Genomic DNA, 15,629 nt, shown 5'->3' with positions numbered 1-15,629 from the left:
ACATCATATAAATACTTTTCTACATGACTTTAAGGGGAGCTAAGCTCCCCTTATGTTCAAATTCGCGTGCTGATTGCCAGATTACAATTTGTGCAGTTTGGCTTCGCCTGAATTAACATACAGGGTTCTATCAACGAATGACTGGTTATTTTTAAAACCTACAATTGGCACATGGTGCCATTGAGAAGTGAGTTTGTCTTGCTTGATATTAAGGGTAACAAAACCTCGGTTTTTAAGGTCAACATAACGAATATGTGGGTTTTCAGGTTTTAGAATATTGCCGACATCTCCCACTATTTGCTGCAAACCCGGTACAGGAATTGACGGCGAAGTGACAGAAGGTGTGACTATTTCAACGGCAAGTGCACCATCATGGGTAAAGCGATTATATTCACGCCAGTCGTACGGGTTTTTAGCAATATCGGCAGCCCAAGATGAGTGTACATCGCCAGTTAAAAACACCACATTTTTAATGTCTCTTTGTTCAACAAAGTTCAGTAATCTGTCTCGAGCGGCAGGATAGCCATCCCAAGCATCGGCGTTAATGGGTTTACCAAACATCTGAATTTGCATAATTTGCACTTGTTGACCAATTAAATTCCACTTCACGCCATTATTTTTGGCATCGAGCAGATTGTCTTCTAACCATTGCTCTTGTTCAAAGCCCAACAAAGTCCGCATTGGGTCTAGGCGCGCATCGTCTTTCACATCGACTTGCTCATCGCGACCTACATAACGGGTATCGAGCATATTTAAATGCAGCAACTGACCAAATTCGAATTTGCGATACGCTTTTTCACGCTTACCACTTTGAGGCTCTCGAATAGGCATCCACTCATAATATGCTTGAATGGCTGCATTGGCTCGGGTTTGCCAGTCACCTTCATTGTCATTATGGTTTTGCGCACCGCCACGCCAAGTGTCATTGGTAAACTCATGATCATCCCAAATACAGATCATAGGGTGGGTTTGGTGTAGGGTTTGCAAATCTTCATCTGTTTTATAAGTGGCATGACGTAAGCGGTAATCATTGAGTGACACCATTTCATGTTTTGGCTCTACCAGCCTCTTCCATAATAATGGGTTACGATAAACATCTTCGTTACCGTACTCATATAAATAGTCGCCTAAATGTAAAACCGCATCGAGATCATCCATTTCTGCGATTCGAGCATAGACGTTAAAATAGCCATAGCTAAAGTGTGAACAAGATGTCATCGCTAGCTTTACTTCAGACACATCATATTGAGGTAAAGTTTTGGTGCGACCGACTGGCGACACTATAGGCTCATCGAGCTCTTCGATGATAAAGCGATAGTAATAAGTGCTATCAGCATTTAAACCTGTGACATCGACTTTAACGGTAAAATCTCGATCTATACTGGTTTCAACCTTGCTTTCAGTTTCGATAGTCGCGAATGAAGAAGACGTTGATACTTGCCAGCGAACAGACAATACCAGGCTGTTGATATCGACAACTTGAGTGATTTCTTCAGGAATGGTGACTCGAGTCCAAATGATCACCGCATCATGGAGCGGATCACCACTGGCAACGCCATGGCTGAAAGGGTTGGTTTTAAACGTACAACCCGAGAGTGTTAAACTCATTGGCATCACGCTCAGTAGAGCTGATCCTTTCAAAAAACTTCGACGTGAAATAGACATAAGTAATTACTCTAAAAAAGGGAGCGCTAGATTTAACACTTAAAAGTTACAAAAATGTTAATTTGAATCTACTTTTTTAGAAATGAGTAATTTCTAAGTCTATGAATATAAATAGAAGCTCACTCATAATTGATGAGTGAGCTAAATGCTCTAAATTCTGGTTAAGGCTCAGCGAGTAGTTTTTTCACCTCATCGCTGTCTTGGTTTTGATAGTTTGCAAAACTTAAGCCCATAAATTCAGGCAAGGTTGCACTGATAAAAATAGATGACAAGGTACCCGCAGTTAAACCAATTAACAGGGCGCTGGCAAAACCATTTAAGGCATCGCCTCCGAGCAACCAAATCGCAAAAACCGTGGCGAGTGTGGTAAACGAGGTGATCAGCGTGCGTCGTAATGTACTTTGCAAGGCTTCATTAATTGAATGACCAATTTGTTGCTCTGGTTTGGCACGAATGAGCTCACGAATGCGGTCGCCAATGATAATACTGTCGTTGAGCGAGTAACCGATAATCGCTAAGAGCGCTGCCAGTACCGTTAAATCGAAGGTTAAACCAAGCACTGTGAATAAAGCGATGGTGATTAATACATCGTGGAAAAGAGCGACAGTTGCAGCCACTGCGAGTCGCCACTCAAAACGCACCATTAAATAAATCAACACAGACACCACAGCAAACACAGCCGCCAGTGCACCACTGGTTTTGAGTTCTTCACCTACTTGAGCGCCTAAAAACTTACTTTCTAGGATATTGGCATTTAACTTTGACTCAATCGCAGTTTGAAAAGCGGCGATTGAATCTGAAGCCACGTCGGGTAAAAACAACACCCGCCAGTGGCCGTCTTGGCTTTGCGATAAGCTAAATGCGTCTGATGTTAAGGTACTTAATGTGGTTTGCAGCTCACTCATACTGGTTAGCGACATTAACGTGAAGTCTAAAACGGTACCACCCGTAAAATCTAAACCAAATATAATGGGGTTAAGGGCTAAAGCGCCAAGGCTAACAACAATAGCAAGTAGACTAAATATGAAGCCCATTTTACGGGCTGACTGCCAAATATTATGCATGATGCGCTCCTTCTTTCTTTGTTGTTACTGATTCTAGTTGGGCTTTGTTTTTATCTTTTTGATGCTCTTTTTTTCTCTCATGTTTAAGAAAGAGTGGCGACAGGTAAGACGACACCAATACGCCCGAGAACAAACTGGTTAAGATCCCAAGGGCTAACGTAATAGCAAAGCCTTTGATTGGACCATAACCTACACCAAGTAAAACCAGCGCGGTGATCATCGTCGTTAGGTTCGCATCGATAATGCTCGACATAGCATGTTGATAGCCGCGTTTTAAAGCGCCAAGCGTGCTGGCACCTTGTTTGATTTCATCTCTAATGCGCTCAAAAATAATCACATTGGTATCGACCGCCATACCTATGGTGAGTACTAAACCCGCGATCCCTGGTAGGGTTAACACCGCTCCAGGTAATAACGACATTAACCCAAGTAAACAAACAAGATTCACCACCAATGCAATGATGGCGACTACACCGAGTCGCCCGTAACAGGCCAACATGAATAGTAGGGTGACAGCTAAGCCCAGCTTGAGGGCATTAAACCCGTTTTCAATGTTTTGCTCGCCTAGGCTTGGGCCAATCGTTTGCTCTTCAACAATGGTGATCGGTGCTTGAAGTGACCCGGCACGCAATACCATAGCCAGCTCTTGTGCACGCTGCATGGTGCCTAAATTAGTGATACTAAATTGGCGATTAAGGGCTTGTTGAATGGTGGCGACCGAAATCACTTCTTGTTGTTTAACCACATCCCCTTTTTGATTTTGGTGATATTCGCCATACAGGGTGGCCATTGGCTTGCCAATGTTTTGTCGCGAGAAACGACTCATCTTATCGCCGCCAGCAGGGGAGAGCATAAGTTGTACTAGCGGTTGCCCTGACTCATCGCGACCAGCCTGAGCCGATTCAATCTCTGAGCCAGTAAAAATAGGCAATGGGTTCAATTTAGCTGTGCCGCCATCTTTATACTTGTAAGTGTGACCTCCAATGTCTTTCAATGCGTGAAAAGACAACTCAGCAGTTGCACCAATTAAGCGTTTTGCAGCAGCAGGATCTTGTACACCCGGTAACTCAATTCGAATATGCTGCTTACCTTGACGCTGTGTAACTGCTTCTGTGATCCCTAATTGCTCGATACGCGAACGCAAAGTACTAATGGCTTGGCCTATTGCTTGTTCAGCTATCTGCTTTTGGTTGGCTTCGTCAAAACCAAGTTGCCAAATCACTTGGCTTGCCGTGTTTTGTTCAATACTCGTAAGGCTTGGGTAGTCTGCTTTTAAAAGCTTCACTAAAGTCGCGAGCTTATCAGCTTGGTTACTGTTGGCTTTTATAACCACACTATTATCACGGGCTGCTTCAATCTTGATACCACGTAATTTGTGCTCAATACGATAATCTTTTGCGACTAAACGCAGTTTTTCGAGTCGCTCTTCGAGGGCTTTGTCGGTATCGACTTTTAACACAAATAGCACGCCGCCGTTTAAATCTAAGCCCAGTTTTAAAGGCGATAAATTAAAACTTTGCAGCCATGCAGGTGTAGTTGCTTCACTTTGCACGCTAATGTTTGCTGCGTTTTGTAATTGTGTTTGCAACTTTTTTTGTAATACGGCTTGCGCATTCACACTTGCTTTTGGATGTTCAAGCAACACACGAATTTCACCGGTTTGATGATTTACTGTCGCTTCACGCACAGGCAATTGCGCGTCTTCAAGATATTGGCTAATTTGAGTCGCCGATAACGTATTGTTATGACTGCTGACCTTTAATACCGTGTTATTTGGATAAAGGTTTGGTAGCGCGCTAATTGCCAGAAATACAATGACTAACAGCAACGCCCATGGGGTCAAACGGTTGTTTGACTTAGGGTTTAATTGATTTTTCATAATTCACTCATCTAGGGCAGCAAAACACAGTTTTGCCGAAAAAATTAAAAGATTCTTTGCGATAGAGTGAAATTAAGCGTGGTAGGTAAGCCTTGCTTTATAAACTAAATTGGCAGGTTTACAGGCATCAATAAAGCCGTGGTTTGGCCGCGTATTGCATTGATACCAAGGTTGTTCTAGCTTGTCAGGGCGCAAACGGTTTTCGCTGATGAACGTATCTGTCACCAGTTCAAAAACTAAAATAAATTCGCTTTGCTGTTTTGGATGTAAAAAACGAATGGCCTGCTGCTGAGAAGGGCGCTCAATAATTGAAAATAACCCAGAATCATCGGCAGTAATATGATGTTTTTGAGATTGTTGCTGCGATGAAAACTCGTTGCTTACAGCAATCTCAAATGGACTTTGATAACTAGTTTGGCTATGAACATTAATCTGCACATGCGCAATCTGTTCGGCAGATGAAGGGGCATCGGCAAACAGTATAAACAGCACAGCAAGAATTTTTAAAATTCGGATCAAAGCAACATGTTCAAATTAAAAGCGTGAAAGCATAATAAGGGCGTGATGATTTTTATCAAGGGGAAGATAGCTTATTTGGTTATTTATATTAGGTTTGGTTGAACCTATATGAGAAACGCTATATCGTTATTTCGATAAATATCTATAAATTATAGATACCTCACAGATATGAGTAAGTGTTAAGAACTCAGATTTAAAAGGAAAATTATGGAACATTGGCGAAACCTGAGCTTATTTAAGAAGTTTATTTTTGGCATGCTTGCAATCATTGGTGTTTTGCTATTACCTGAGCTTGCTTTTTTTATGCAAGTAGGGGGTATTGAATTAATCTTCGGTTTTATGGTGATGTACATCCAATCCATTCGCACTTGGCTTGAAATAAAGCGTCAATCATTCAAGCGTATTATTAATACCATTTATGCTTCTTTACTGAGTACAACTGCATTTAAGCCTCGTATGTTTTATTTGCAAACCGCTTTTTGTGTGATTGCTTTTGTCGTAACCGGTTCCATCAGCTTATCCATGGTCTTTTTTATGCCGGGCATGCTGCTCAATAATTTATCTGTGTGATCATTTTAGGCTTTCTAGATACTGTTCATTTCACCCATTCAATGAATTGATTTTCAATAAATATAAAAATTAAACACAATGTCATTTAAACAAGGAGTTTATTTATGTCTCATCAAACTTTATCGAAATTAGTGATGAAATGGGCTATCGCCACAATAGTTATCGTGTGTGCAATGCAAATGCTCTCGACTCATATTCAGTTTCTTTATCTTACAGAGGACGATTCAGTTGGTTTAGATACTCTAGGTAACAACAACTTTTCTGCACTCATGCCAGCTATTGTTATGGTGTTTTTGTGTATCAAAGATGTGTCATTAAAACTTTTAAAGGAAATTAACGAAAAAGCTAAAGACACTGCAAATGAGCTTTAATAAGCAAGTCTGTTAATCACGTTTCAGTTCAAGACCTTTTGGGAGAAAATCATGCTTTTGGGGATCAATCATATCACCATCGCAGTAAGTGATTTAGAGCGCTCTATTTTGTTTTATCGCGATATTTTAGGGTTCACGGCACATGTAAAGTGGGACAATGGCGCTTACTTATCTGTTGGTGAGCTATGGTTTTGCTTGTCATGTGATGACCCCTGTAGCAAAGATGACTATACCCATATTGCTTTTGATATTGCACCTGATCAATTTGAGGATTTTAAAGCGCGTGTTTCTGCAAAGCATGTATCGCAGTGGAAAGACAACAAAAGTGAAGGCTTGTCGCTTTATATTTTGGACCCAGACGGTCATAAATTAGAAATACATGTGGGTGATCTGCAAAGCAGATTGTCATCTTTGAAAGCTCACCCATATAAAGGTCTGATCTGGCTTTGAATATAAAGTTATCAGGTTTTATAAAGCACATTTATATTTTGATAGGCGTTTCTTTCCTGTTTTAAGTCCTAGTAAGCAGGAAGGGAAATCTAGGTATTTAAGGAATAATAGCAATGCAAAGAGTAATTGAATTCAAAAAGAAATCTTGGTGGTCCGGTGGTATTGATACGGTTGCACTGAATGAAAAAATAGCCGCTTTAAATGGAGATGGTTGGCAAGTGAAATCAATGGTCGCAAATACCGTTGCTTTTGGTCGAGTTGATTCATACAGCTTATTAATTGAACTGCAGGAAGCGAAAAAGTAGCTGTTTATGGCATGACTGGTAAACACGTGACAAAGCAATTTTTTTAGGTTTAGGCACTCTTTGTCTTAACGCACAATAGCCATCTATAGTAAATATCTGAACTTAATTAAAGCGTTTTTGTTCAGATAAAACCGTTTTATTTTTGACACTTCACGATGAAGTGGTTAAAAAATTCAGACATACCAACTGAAATAAACTCATTTCTCAATAAATTTAACAGGTCAGAGGTGTTAAGGCTCGCATTAGCAAAACAGCTGCTCAGACCCTTTTAACACTGAATGTTTGGTCATTTTCTTATAGAGGGCTTAGCTCTCTTCGTTATATGTTATTGCCTGATATTGTAGATAATCATAATTTTAAATTTGATTTTACATTTTCTTAAAGTTACTTTTGTACTGTAAAAGGGACAAATCTAATAATTCATAAAAATAGAGAAAGTAAGATGAAATCTAAATTTAAAAAAAGCTTAATTTGCGCAGCAATCTTAAGTTCGAGCGTAGCTGTTGCGAACACAGCGCTAGACTCAAATAACAAAAAAGCTGATTATCTAATTACTTATGAAGCATCTAGCCTTCCAGCTGAGTATCAACAACAAATTATCAAAAACATCACTCAAGTTGCCAAAGGTACTGTAGGTTTAATTTCGTTAACAGAAGAGCAAGCAAGTGCGCTTCAGCAAATTTCTGGTGTGCGTGTAGAGCTAGATGTAGAACGTTTTGCAATTCTTCCTCAGTCTCCAAGTAATTTTGTGCTGGAACAAGTTGACAGCGATGTCACTGTGGCGAACTTCACGAATAATGAGTTCGAAAATCTAGCTCAACAAGAAGTAACTCCTTACGGCATTACATTGACTAAGTCTGATTTAGTTGCTGATCCTGCGAATAATGGCATCAAAGTGTGTGTTATCGATTCAGGTATCCAAGGCAACCACGAAGAGTTTGCAGCAACTAATTTGAGCGGTAACCACAGTGATTACTCTGATTTTTGGTTTAACGATGCAGTTGACCACGGTACACACGTAGCGGGTACTATCATTGCTAACCGAGATGGTAAAGGTGTTGTAGGTGTAGTTTCTAATGGTGCCGTAGACACATATGTGCAAAAGCTATCTCGCACAGCACATGGCGCAAACTCAGGTTTCAGAACTTCGCATATTCTAGAAACAATGGAAGTGTGTGCAAACCAAGGTGCGAACATCATTAATATGTCACTAGGTGGTTCTCGTTCTTCTGATACTGAGCGTGATGTAGTAGACCGTTTGACTAATCGTGGTGTGTTAATTGTTGCAGCAGCAGGTAACCATGGCTCAACAGCAACTGATGGTGATGATTCATACCTATTCCCAGCGTCATACAAAAATGTTATGTCAGTCGCGTCAGTTGATCAGAATACTGAAATTTCAACTTTCTCTGCGGTGAACGACCAAGTTGAAATTGCAGCACCGGGTACACGTGTACTTTCTACTGTTGATAGCGAGTCTGTAAATGTAAATCGCTTTATCTGGAATGCGAAAACTGGCGGTTATTTCTCTTCTGGCTTTAAGCAAATTGATGCAGGTAACACACCTTATCCACGTATCTCACAATTAAGCGAAAGCTGTTTCTACAAGATCCCATTTGATGCATTCCTAAGCGAGTACTTTGACGGTACATTAAGTGCTACTGACAAAGCGGGTTTTGATGCTGCAACAGCTGCATGTCAAGCAAATGAAGGTCAGGTTCTAGTAACATACTTCGACGTGCCAGCAGGTATTCCAGAGTGGGTATCAAGAGACGTTCACAACATTGACTACGCAACTGATTTCCCGACATTAACAGTGTCAAATGTGGTTGGTGAATTAATTAATAGCAGTGGCCTGATGCTAACTGAATATAACAAGTACGGTTATGAGTATAAGTCAGGTACATCAATGGCAACGCCGCATGTAACTGGTGTTGCAGCGAAAGTATGGAGCCACTTCCCAAATTGTACAGGCTCTCAAATCCGCGACGTTCTTAACTTTACTGCAACGGACATCGGTGCTGAAGGTAAAGATAACGAGTTTGGTCATGGTTTAGTTGATGCAAAAGCAGCATATGACTTTATTGCAGCAAATGGCTGTGATGTACCAGAATCAACGTGTCCAAAAGCATGGTACGAAAACCAAGCTTATAAGAAAGGCGACCAAGTAACCTTTAACGGTCAAATTTTCGAGGCTAATTACTGGACTAAGAATGATCTGCCATCAGAAAATGCAGGTCAATATAAACAGTGGAAACTTGCAGGTAGCTGTGCACTGTAATTAATGGTTTGATACGAAAATAAAAATGGCTTGTCTTTGTACAAGCCATTTTTTATTTTATCGCCAAATAAATTTACAAAGAAATTATGAAAGCAGAAACTAATATAAGAAAAGCCTCAGAACAAGATATCACTTGCTTATCTGTTTTGAGTAGCAAGGTTTGGTTAGCGACTTACGCAAAAGAAGGGGTTAAATCTGAGTATGCAGACTTTGTAGTTCATAACTTCAATACTGGATCAATTCTGCAAGACATAAATAGCCCAAATAAAACCGTTTTAGTCGCTGAACAAGAGGGTATTTTACAAGGTTATTTGCTCGCAAATAGACAGAGCAATTATAAAGACCAATCTAAGTTTGGCTATGAAATTGAACGCCTTTATGTTGATGCACAATTTAAAGGGCAGGGTATCGGTAAAGCACTTTTGCAAAGGTGTTATACCAATCCTCAATAATACTCAATCATTTTGAGGGACTAAAACTGACGCTAACTTCGTTGAAAATTTCTTATTTAGAACAACTAAATAGCAAAATTTTCGCCTAGCTATCGACAAGTTTTCCTTGCCTCAAAATAGACCGCTTAATTAAGAGGACTGGTATAAAAATGAGTTAGGCCCTAAGTTCTGGCTTTATACTTGGGTTGAAAATGACGCCAATGGTTTTTATAAACATTTAGGACTTACGAATGTAGGACAATTAACGTTCGATTTTCATGGTGTAGAAATTCATAATTGGGTTTACTCGAGTGTAAAATTGGCTTAATTACCTTAGTTTTTTACCAAAAATACACTTTCTCATCAGCTACCCCGCCGAGATTCTATCATTGCATCTAAAAGCACATATCTACATTGCGCACCTATTTAATCTGGCTCATAAGAATTGAAGTATTCTGGGTGCTTCAAAAGCAGAGAAAACGAAGCCCACTGATTTGAGTGATTTTCTGAAATTTGAATTTGCCAACCACATTCAATTTATCAACTAAAACTGCCTAACATCTGGATCCCACAATCTCAATGTCTTTAGTCCGCGCAAGATCTCTTTTAAGTAAACAAATGTAAATAAATTAACTGCTTGTTTAATATAAATTATTTTTATTATTGAAATTTTGTCAGCGTTGACACGTTAGATAAATTATTCTTTTGTTATCTTTTTGTAACAAATTAGAGTGTATACTTCTGCGCGCTGACATAGGGTCGGCTTTTGGAAGTAGTTTGCAAAGGAAGGTGAATATAAAAATAAATTTTAATTAAAACACACGGTTAAATATGAAATTCTCACTTAGATTGACATCGATGGCGATGCTAATGAGCTCGTTATCAGGTGCATCCTTGGCTGCTGCGCCACAAAACTATTACCAAAACATTGATAATGCAAATGCAACAACGCTGAAACAAAGCTTGCATACAATTATCAAAGGTCACACAAAAATTCCTTATACATCATCAAGTACAGATACTTGGGACGTGCTTGAGAAAGCCGATGAAAACCCAGATAATTCGTCTCAAGTTGTTGATGTATATAAAAATGCGGTTTATAGCAAAGTGGGTGGCGGCAATACTAACTATAACCGCGAACACTCTTGGCCGAAGTCTTATGGTTTTCCAAAAGATGGCAGTCAAAATTTGGCATATACAGACCTGCATCACTTATTTATATCAAATAGTAGCTACAATTCGAGCAGAAATAACAAACCTTATGCAAACTGTACTAGTGCGTCTTGCTCAACAAAAACCACTGATGTAAACAACAACCGTGGCGGTTCGTCTTCTGAAGTTAATTTAACTATGGGGTCAGGCCCCCTAGACGGCATTTGGCAGACTTGGCCGGGTCGTCGAGGTGATGTAGCCCGTGCATTAATGTATTTAGCAGTGCGTTATGAAGGTGGTACAAATGCCAATGGTTTTGTAGAGCCTGATCTTATTTTGACCGATGATCGCAGTAAAATTGAAGCCTCTAAGACGGGTGGTAATGAAGCGGTTGCTTACATGGGTTTAAAAACAGTGCTTATTCAATGGCACAAAGACGATCCAGTTGATGATTTTGAGCGCCGTCGTAACGATGTGATTTTTGAATATCAAGGTAACCGCAACCCTTTTATCGATCACCCTGAATTTGTAGCATGTATCTTTGAAAGTGATTGTTCAGGCGTAGGTGCAGGCACTGGTACTGGCGGTGGCGATACTGGTGGTGGTGAAACAGGTAGCAGTGACGCAACACCTTGGATAAACGAACTTCACTATGACAACAATGGCTCGGATGTAAACGAAGGTGTTGAAATCGCAGGCGCTGCAGGGGTAGACCTAAGTGGTTGGCAGCTAGTAGCTTATAATGGCAACGGCGGTGCTGCATACAAAACTATTTCACTTTCAGGCACTTTAGCTGATCAACAATCTGGTTTTGGTACTAAATTTTTCGCCATGAGTGGTCTACAAAATGGTGGCCCTGACGGTATCGCATTAGTCGATAACACTGGCAAACTAGTTCAATTCTTAAGTTATGAAGGTACCTTTACTGCAACTGATGGCGCAGCGCAGGGCACAGCTTCAACAGCAATTCCTGTATCTGAAACGTCATCTACAGCAGTAGGCCATGCGCTACAGCTTACAGGCTCAGGTTCAAAGTACAGTGACTTCACTTGGCAAGTGACTGCTTCAACTTACAACCAAGTAAATACAGGTCAAAGCTTTAATGGCGGTACACCTGTTACTGAACCTGTGGTTGAAGAAACATTCTTTGAAATGAATAGTGTTTCTTCTATTCCTGATAACAGCGCAATGACTTCAACGCTTGATGTTGATAACTCAACGACATCAGGCACTGCAACCGTAAACGTTAATATCAGCCACACTTACCGTGGTGATATTAGTCTAGTGTTGACGTCGCCGACGGGTGCTCAATACCAGCTTAAAAACTATATCGGCAGTGACAGTGCTGATAATGTCATCGAATCTTATACGGTGAACTTATCGGGTAGCGTAAAAGGCACTTGGCAGTTAAGAGTGCAAGATCACTACAACCAAGACGTGGGCACATTAAACGCCTGGTCAATTAAGATTAACTAAGAATCTTTTAAGACGAGAAGCCCGCTTTGTTAAGCGGGCTTTTTTGTTTCAACTTCATAGTTTAATTAAATAAATTTTGAGATAGAAAAATAATAGAAGATTAATAAGACGAATAAATCTCTTCGCTTTACAGTGAAAACCATGCAATGACAATTAGCCAAGTTAAGCAGGTGAGGAGAATACAATGAAGCGCAGAGAATTTATTAAAAGTGCAGCCTTAGGCTCGATGGGCGGTTTACTTATAAGCCAAACGTTCGGTGCACAGGCAGGCGCTAACATGTTAACCCCTAGAGAAGTCGAAGGGCCGTTTTACCCCATAACGCCGCAAAAAGACAAGGATGCAGATTTAACCCAAGTCAAAGGTAAAGTAGGGCGAGCCAAAGGCACTATTATAGATATTTTTGGGCAAGTGTTTGATCAAGATGGTAATGCCATCGAAGATGTCACCATAGATCTATGGCAGGCCAATAGTTATGGTAAATATCACCATCCGCACGATAACAGTGAAGCGCCAATTGACCCGCATTTTCAAGGGTGGGCGATTTTGCAAAGTGGCAAGCACGGGCGCTTTAAATTTAAAACAGTAATGCCGGGGGCATATCCGTTAAATGCACCGCAGCAACGTACACCTCATATTCATATAAAAATCAGTAAGTACGGATATGAGTCTTTACTGACGCAGCTGTATTTTCCCGATCAGCCTTTAAACGACAAAGATGGTTTGTTTAAACGTAAATCTAAGCAAGAACAGAAAATGATGACGGCTAAAAAAACCAGTAAATTGAACGAGTATCGCTACGATATTTTTCTGCAAAAGGCATTTTAGTCTCCCGTAGGCGTTTTTTTATAATTAACCCAAGACAGTTGAGCAGAAAAAGCGGATAATTAGCGGTATTTTTAGAAAAGCGCTTACAAAGCATAGTAAGCGCGCGACCGTGGAAACCGCTCTATGGAAATCAAAGTTAATTTTCTTGATAATCTTCGAATTGAAGCGAAATTCGATGATTTCTCAATTATTGCCGATCAACCAATTCGTTATAAAGGTGATGGCTCAGCACCAAGCCCATTCGATTACTTCTTAGCTTCATCAGCAATGTGTGCGGCTTACTTCATTAAAGTGTACTGTAACGCCCGTGATATTCCAACGGATGGCATTCGTGTCGCGCAAAACAACATTGTTGATCCTGAAAATCGCTATAACCAGATTTTTAAAATTCAGGTAGAGATCCCAGAGCATATCTCTGAGAGAGATAGAGAAGGTATGCTGCGTGCGGTTGACCGCTGTACAGTGAAAAAGGTGATCCAAACTGGCCCTGATTTCCAACTTGAAACCGTTGAAAACCTAGACGCTGATGCCCAAGCGATGTTGATGACTACGCCAGAAGGCGGCACAGAGACATATATTTTAGGTAAAGACCTACCGCTTGAGCAGACCATTGCCAATATGACATCGGTAATGGAAGATTTAGGCATGAAGATCGAAATTTCTTCATGGCGTAATATCGTCCCGAATGTTTGGTCTTTGCATATCCGTGATGCGGCTTCAGAAATGTGCTTTACCAATGGTAAAGGTGCAACTAAAGAGAGCGCATTATGCTCGGCACTCGGTGAATTCATTGAGCGCTTAAGCTGTAACTTCTTCTATAACGACCAGTTCTTTGGTACTGAAATCGCTAATGCTGAGTTCGTGCATTATCCAAATGAAAAATGGTTTAAGCCAAACGAACAAGATGAATTACCAACTGAGATCTTAGACGAATACACGCGCGAGATTTACGATCCAGAGGGTGAGTTATGTGGTTCGCACCTGATCGATACCAACTCAGGCAATGTTGAACGTGGTATTTGTTCTATTCCTTATACACGTCACTCAGACGGTGAAACGGTTTACTTCCCAACCAACTTAATCGAAAACTTATTTTTAAGTAATGGTATGAGTGCGGGTAATAACCTAGCAGAAGCGAAAGTTCAGTGTTTGTCTGAAATCTTTGAGCGTGCGGTTAAGCGCCAGATCATCGAACAAGAAATTGTATTACCAGATGTACCACAAGCGGTCTTAGACAAGTTCCCTGGTATTGTGGAAGGTATTCAAGGTCTTGAAGAGCAGGGCTTCCCGGTTGTTGTTAAAGACGCATCACTTGGCGGTCAATTCCCTGTTATGTGTGTGACACTGATGAACCCGAAAACGGGTGGTGTATTTGCGTCATTCGGTGCGCACCCAAGCTTTGAAGTGGCCCTTGAGCGTAGCTTAACTGAGCTTCTGCAAGGTCGTAGCTTCGAGGGCTTAAACGACGTACCTAAGCCAACATTTAACAGCATGGCAGTACAAGAGCCAGAGAACTTTGTAGAACACTTTATTGATTCAACAGGTAAAATTTCTTGGCGTTTCTTCAGTGCTAAGCACGATTATGAGTTTGTTGAATGGGACTTCTCAGGCACAACTGAAGAAGAGTCAGACAAGTTATTTGGTATCTTAGAATCAATGGGTAAAGAAGCTTATGTGGCTGAATTTACACACATTGGTAACGCATGTCGTATTCTTGTACCTGACTACTCAGAAGTGTATCCGGTTGAAGACTTAATTTGGGATAACACCAATAAAGCCCTGCAATATCGTGAAGACATCTTAAATCTTCATCGTTTGAGTGAAGATGAATTGGCTGATTTAGTTGAGCGTTTAGAAGAGTCTGAACTAGACAACTACATCGACATCATCACATTAATTGGTATTGAGTTTGATGAAAACACAGTGTGGGGTCAGCTGACAATTCTTGAGCTTAAGCTATTAATTTATTTAGCGTTAGGTGATTTAGAAGCGACTAAAGAGCTGGTTGAAGCCTTCTTACAATACAACGACAACACCATTGTTGAGCGTGGTTTATTCTACCAAGCGATGGATGCAACGTTAGAAGTAGCACTTGATGAAGAGCTTGAAATTGAAGATTACATTCACAGCTTCACACGTATGTTCGGTCAAGAAGTGATGAATGCGGTTATCGGCTCAATCAATGGCGATGTGACTTTCTATGGTTTAACTGAAACCAGCATGAACCTTGAAGGTCTAGACAAACATTTACGCTTAATTGAAAGCTATAAAAAGCTACACGCTGCACGAGCACGTTTAGCAAACAGCTAAAGTTATCATCGAGAATATAAATATAGAAAGGCGTTTATTGATATAAGCGCCTTTTTTGTATTCGATTTATTCTAGAGTATGTCGCTAGACATAACCGCTTACATTTAAAAGCAAAATTGACATCAATTAGTGCAAATAAAGTAATAGACTGTGAACTCATTCAGATTAGTTAAGGCAAACGCTGAAAGAGCTATCTGAATGAGTGTTTTCACAAGGTTAAAGCTTATCTCCCATCCAAGCTTGAGCTACTTTCGCCCCACATTTTGGGGCTTTTTTCTCTTTGAATGTTGTTTAAGTGATTGAAAGTATTTATTATTCAATGCTGTTAGA

The 15,629-nt window shown here is 40.4% G+C and carries 13 protein-coding genes; 9 read left to right on the top strand and 4 right to left on the bottom strand.

Annotated features, from left to right (window positions below; translation table 11 throughout):
* Positions 1–81 precede the first annotated feature (81 nt).
* From AAEU28_RS12610 to AAEU28_RS12595, 4 genes are all read right to left on the bottom strand, one after another.
* A complete protein-coding gene (locus AAEU28_RS12610; protein WP_421964438.1) occupies positions 82–1,608 on the bottom strand; it encodes an alkaline phosphatase D family protein in 1,527 nt (508 codons plus the stop codon).
* A 218-nt stretch (positions 1,609–1,826) separates the two neighbouring features.
* Complete coding sequence (gene secF / locus AAEU28_RS12605; protein ID WP_421964437.1) at positions 1,827–2,729, bottom strand: protein translocase subunit SecF; 903 nt, start codon at positions 2,727–2,729, stop codon at positions 1,827–1,829.
* Positions 2,722–4,608, bottom strand: coding sequence for a protein translocase subunit SecD (secD, locus tag AAEU28_RS12600; protein WP_421964436.1), 1,887 nt, complete (start codon positions 4,606–4,608; stop codon positions 2,722–2,724). Before secD ends, secF begins: the two co-directional genes overlap by 8 nt.
* Positions 4,609–4,680: 72 nt before the next feature.
* Positions 4,681–5,127, bottom strand: a complete 447-nt coding sequence (locus AAEU28_RS12595) for a hypothetical protein (protein ID WP_421964435.1) — start codon at positions 5,125–5,127, stop codon at positions 4,681–4,683.
* 207 nt (positions 5,128–5,334) lie between these two features.
* Here AAEU28_RS12595 and AAEU28_RS12590 point away from each other — a divergent pair, with 207 nt between their 5' ends.
* The 9 genes from AAEU28_RS12590 (at position 5,335) to AAEU28_RS12550 (ending at position 15,299) form a co-directional block, all read left to right on the top strand.
* A complete protein-coding gene (locus AAEU28_RS12590; RefSeq protein ID WP_421964434.1) occupies positions 5,335–5,697 on the top strand; it encodes a hypothetical protein in 363 nt (120 codons plus the stop codon).
* A gap of 104 nt (positions 5,698–5,801) precedes the next feature.
* Complete coding sequence (locus AAEU28_RS12585) at positions 5,802–6,068, top strand: hypothetical protein (RefSeq protein WP_421964433.1); 267 nt, start codon at positions 5,802–5,804, stop codon at positions 6,066–6,068.
* Positions 6,069–6,119: 51 nt separating this feature from the next.
* Positions 6,120–6,518, top strand: coding sequence for a fosfomycin resistance glutathione transferase (fos, locus tag AAEU28_RS12580; protein ID WP_421964432.1), 399 nt, complete (start codon positions 6,120–6,122; stop codon positions 6,516–6,518).
* Between the two features lie 113 nt (positions 6,519–6,631).
* A complete protein-coding gene (locus tag AAEU28_RS12575; protein WP_421964431.1) occupies positions 6,632–6,823 on the top strand; it encodes a hypothetical protein in 192 nt (63 codons plus the stop codon).
* A gap of 442 nt (positions 6,824–7,265) precedes the next feature.
* Entirely contained in the window at positions 7,266–9,104 is a 1,839-nt protein-coding gene (locus AAEU28_RS12570) for a S8 family peptidase (protein ID WP_421964430.1), read from the top strand.
* A gap of 86 nt (positions 9,105–9,190) precedes the next feature.
* Complete coding sequence (locus tag AAEU28_RS12565; protein ID WP_421964429.1) at positions 9,191–9,556, top strand: GNAT family N-acetyltransferase; 366 nt, start codon at positions 9,191–9,193, stop codon at positions 9,554–9,556.
* Between the two features lie 849 nt (positions 9,557–10,405).
* Positions 10,406–12,163 carry an endonuclease gene (locus AAEU28_RS12560; protein WP_421964428.1) on the top strand — a complete coding sequence of 586 codons (1,758 nt, stop codon included), beginning with the start codon at positions 10,406–10,408 and terminating at the stop codon, positions 12,161–12,163.
* Between the two features lie 184 nt (positions 12,164–12,347).
* Positions 12,348–12,989: a hypothetical protein gene (locus AAEU28_RS12555; RefSeq protein ID WP_421964427.1), complete on the top strand. Its 642-nt coding sequence runs from the start codon at positions 12,348–12,350 to the stop codon at positions 12,987–12,989.
* Positions 12,990–13,112: 123 nt separating this feature from the next.
* On the top strand, positions 13,113–15,299 hold the full coding sequence (locus AAEU28_RS12550) for an OsmC domain/YcaO domain-containing protein (protein WP_421964426.1): 2,187 nt from the start codon (positions 13,113–13,115) through the stop codon (positions 15,297–15,299).
* Positions 15,300–15,629: the final 330 nt, after the last annotated feature.

It is taken from the genome of Pseudoalteromonas sp. SS15, from assembly GCF_049257195.1.
Taxonomy (GTDB): Bacteria; Pseudomonadota; Gammaproteobacteria; order Enterobacterales; family Alteromonadaceae; genus Pseudoalteromonas.
This window is presented reverse-complemented; position numbering and strand designations above follow the sequence as displayed.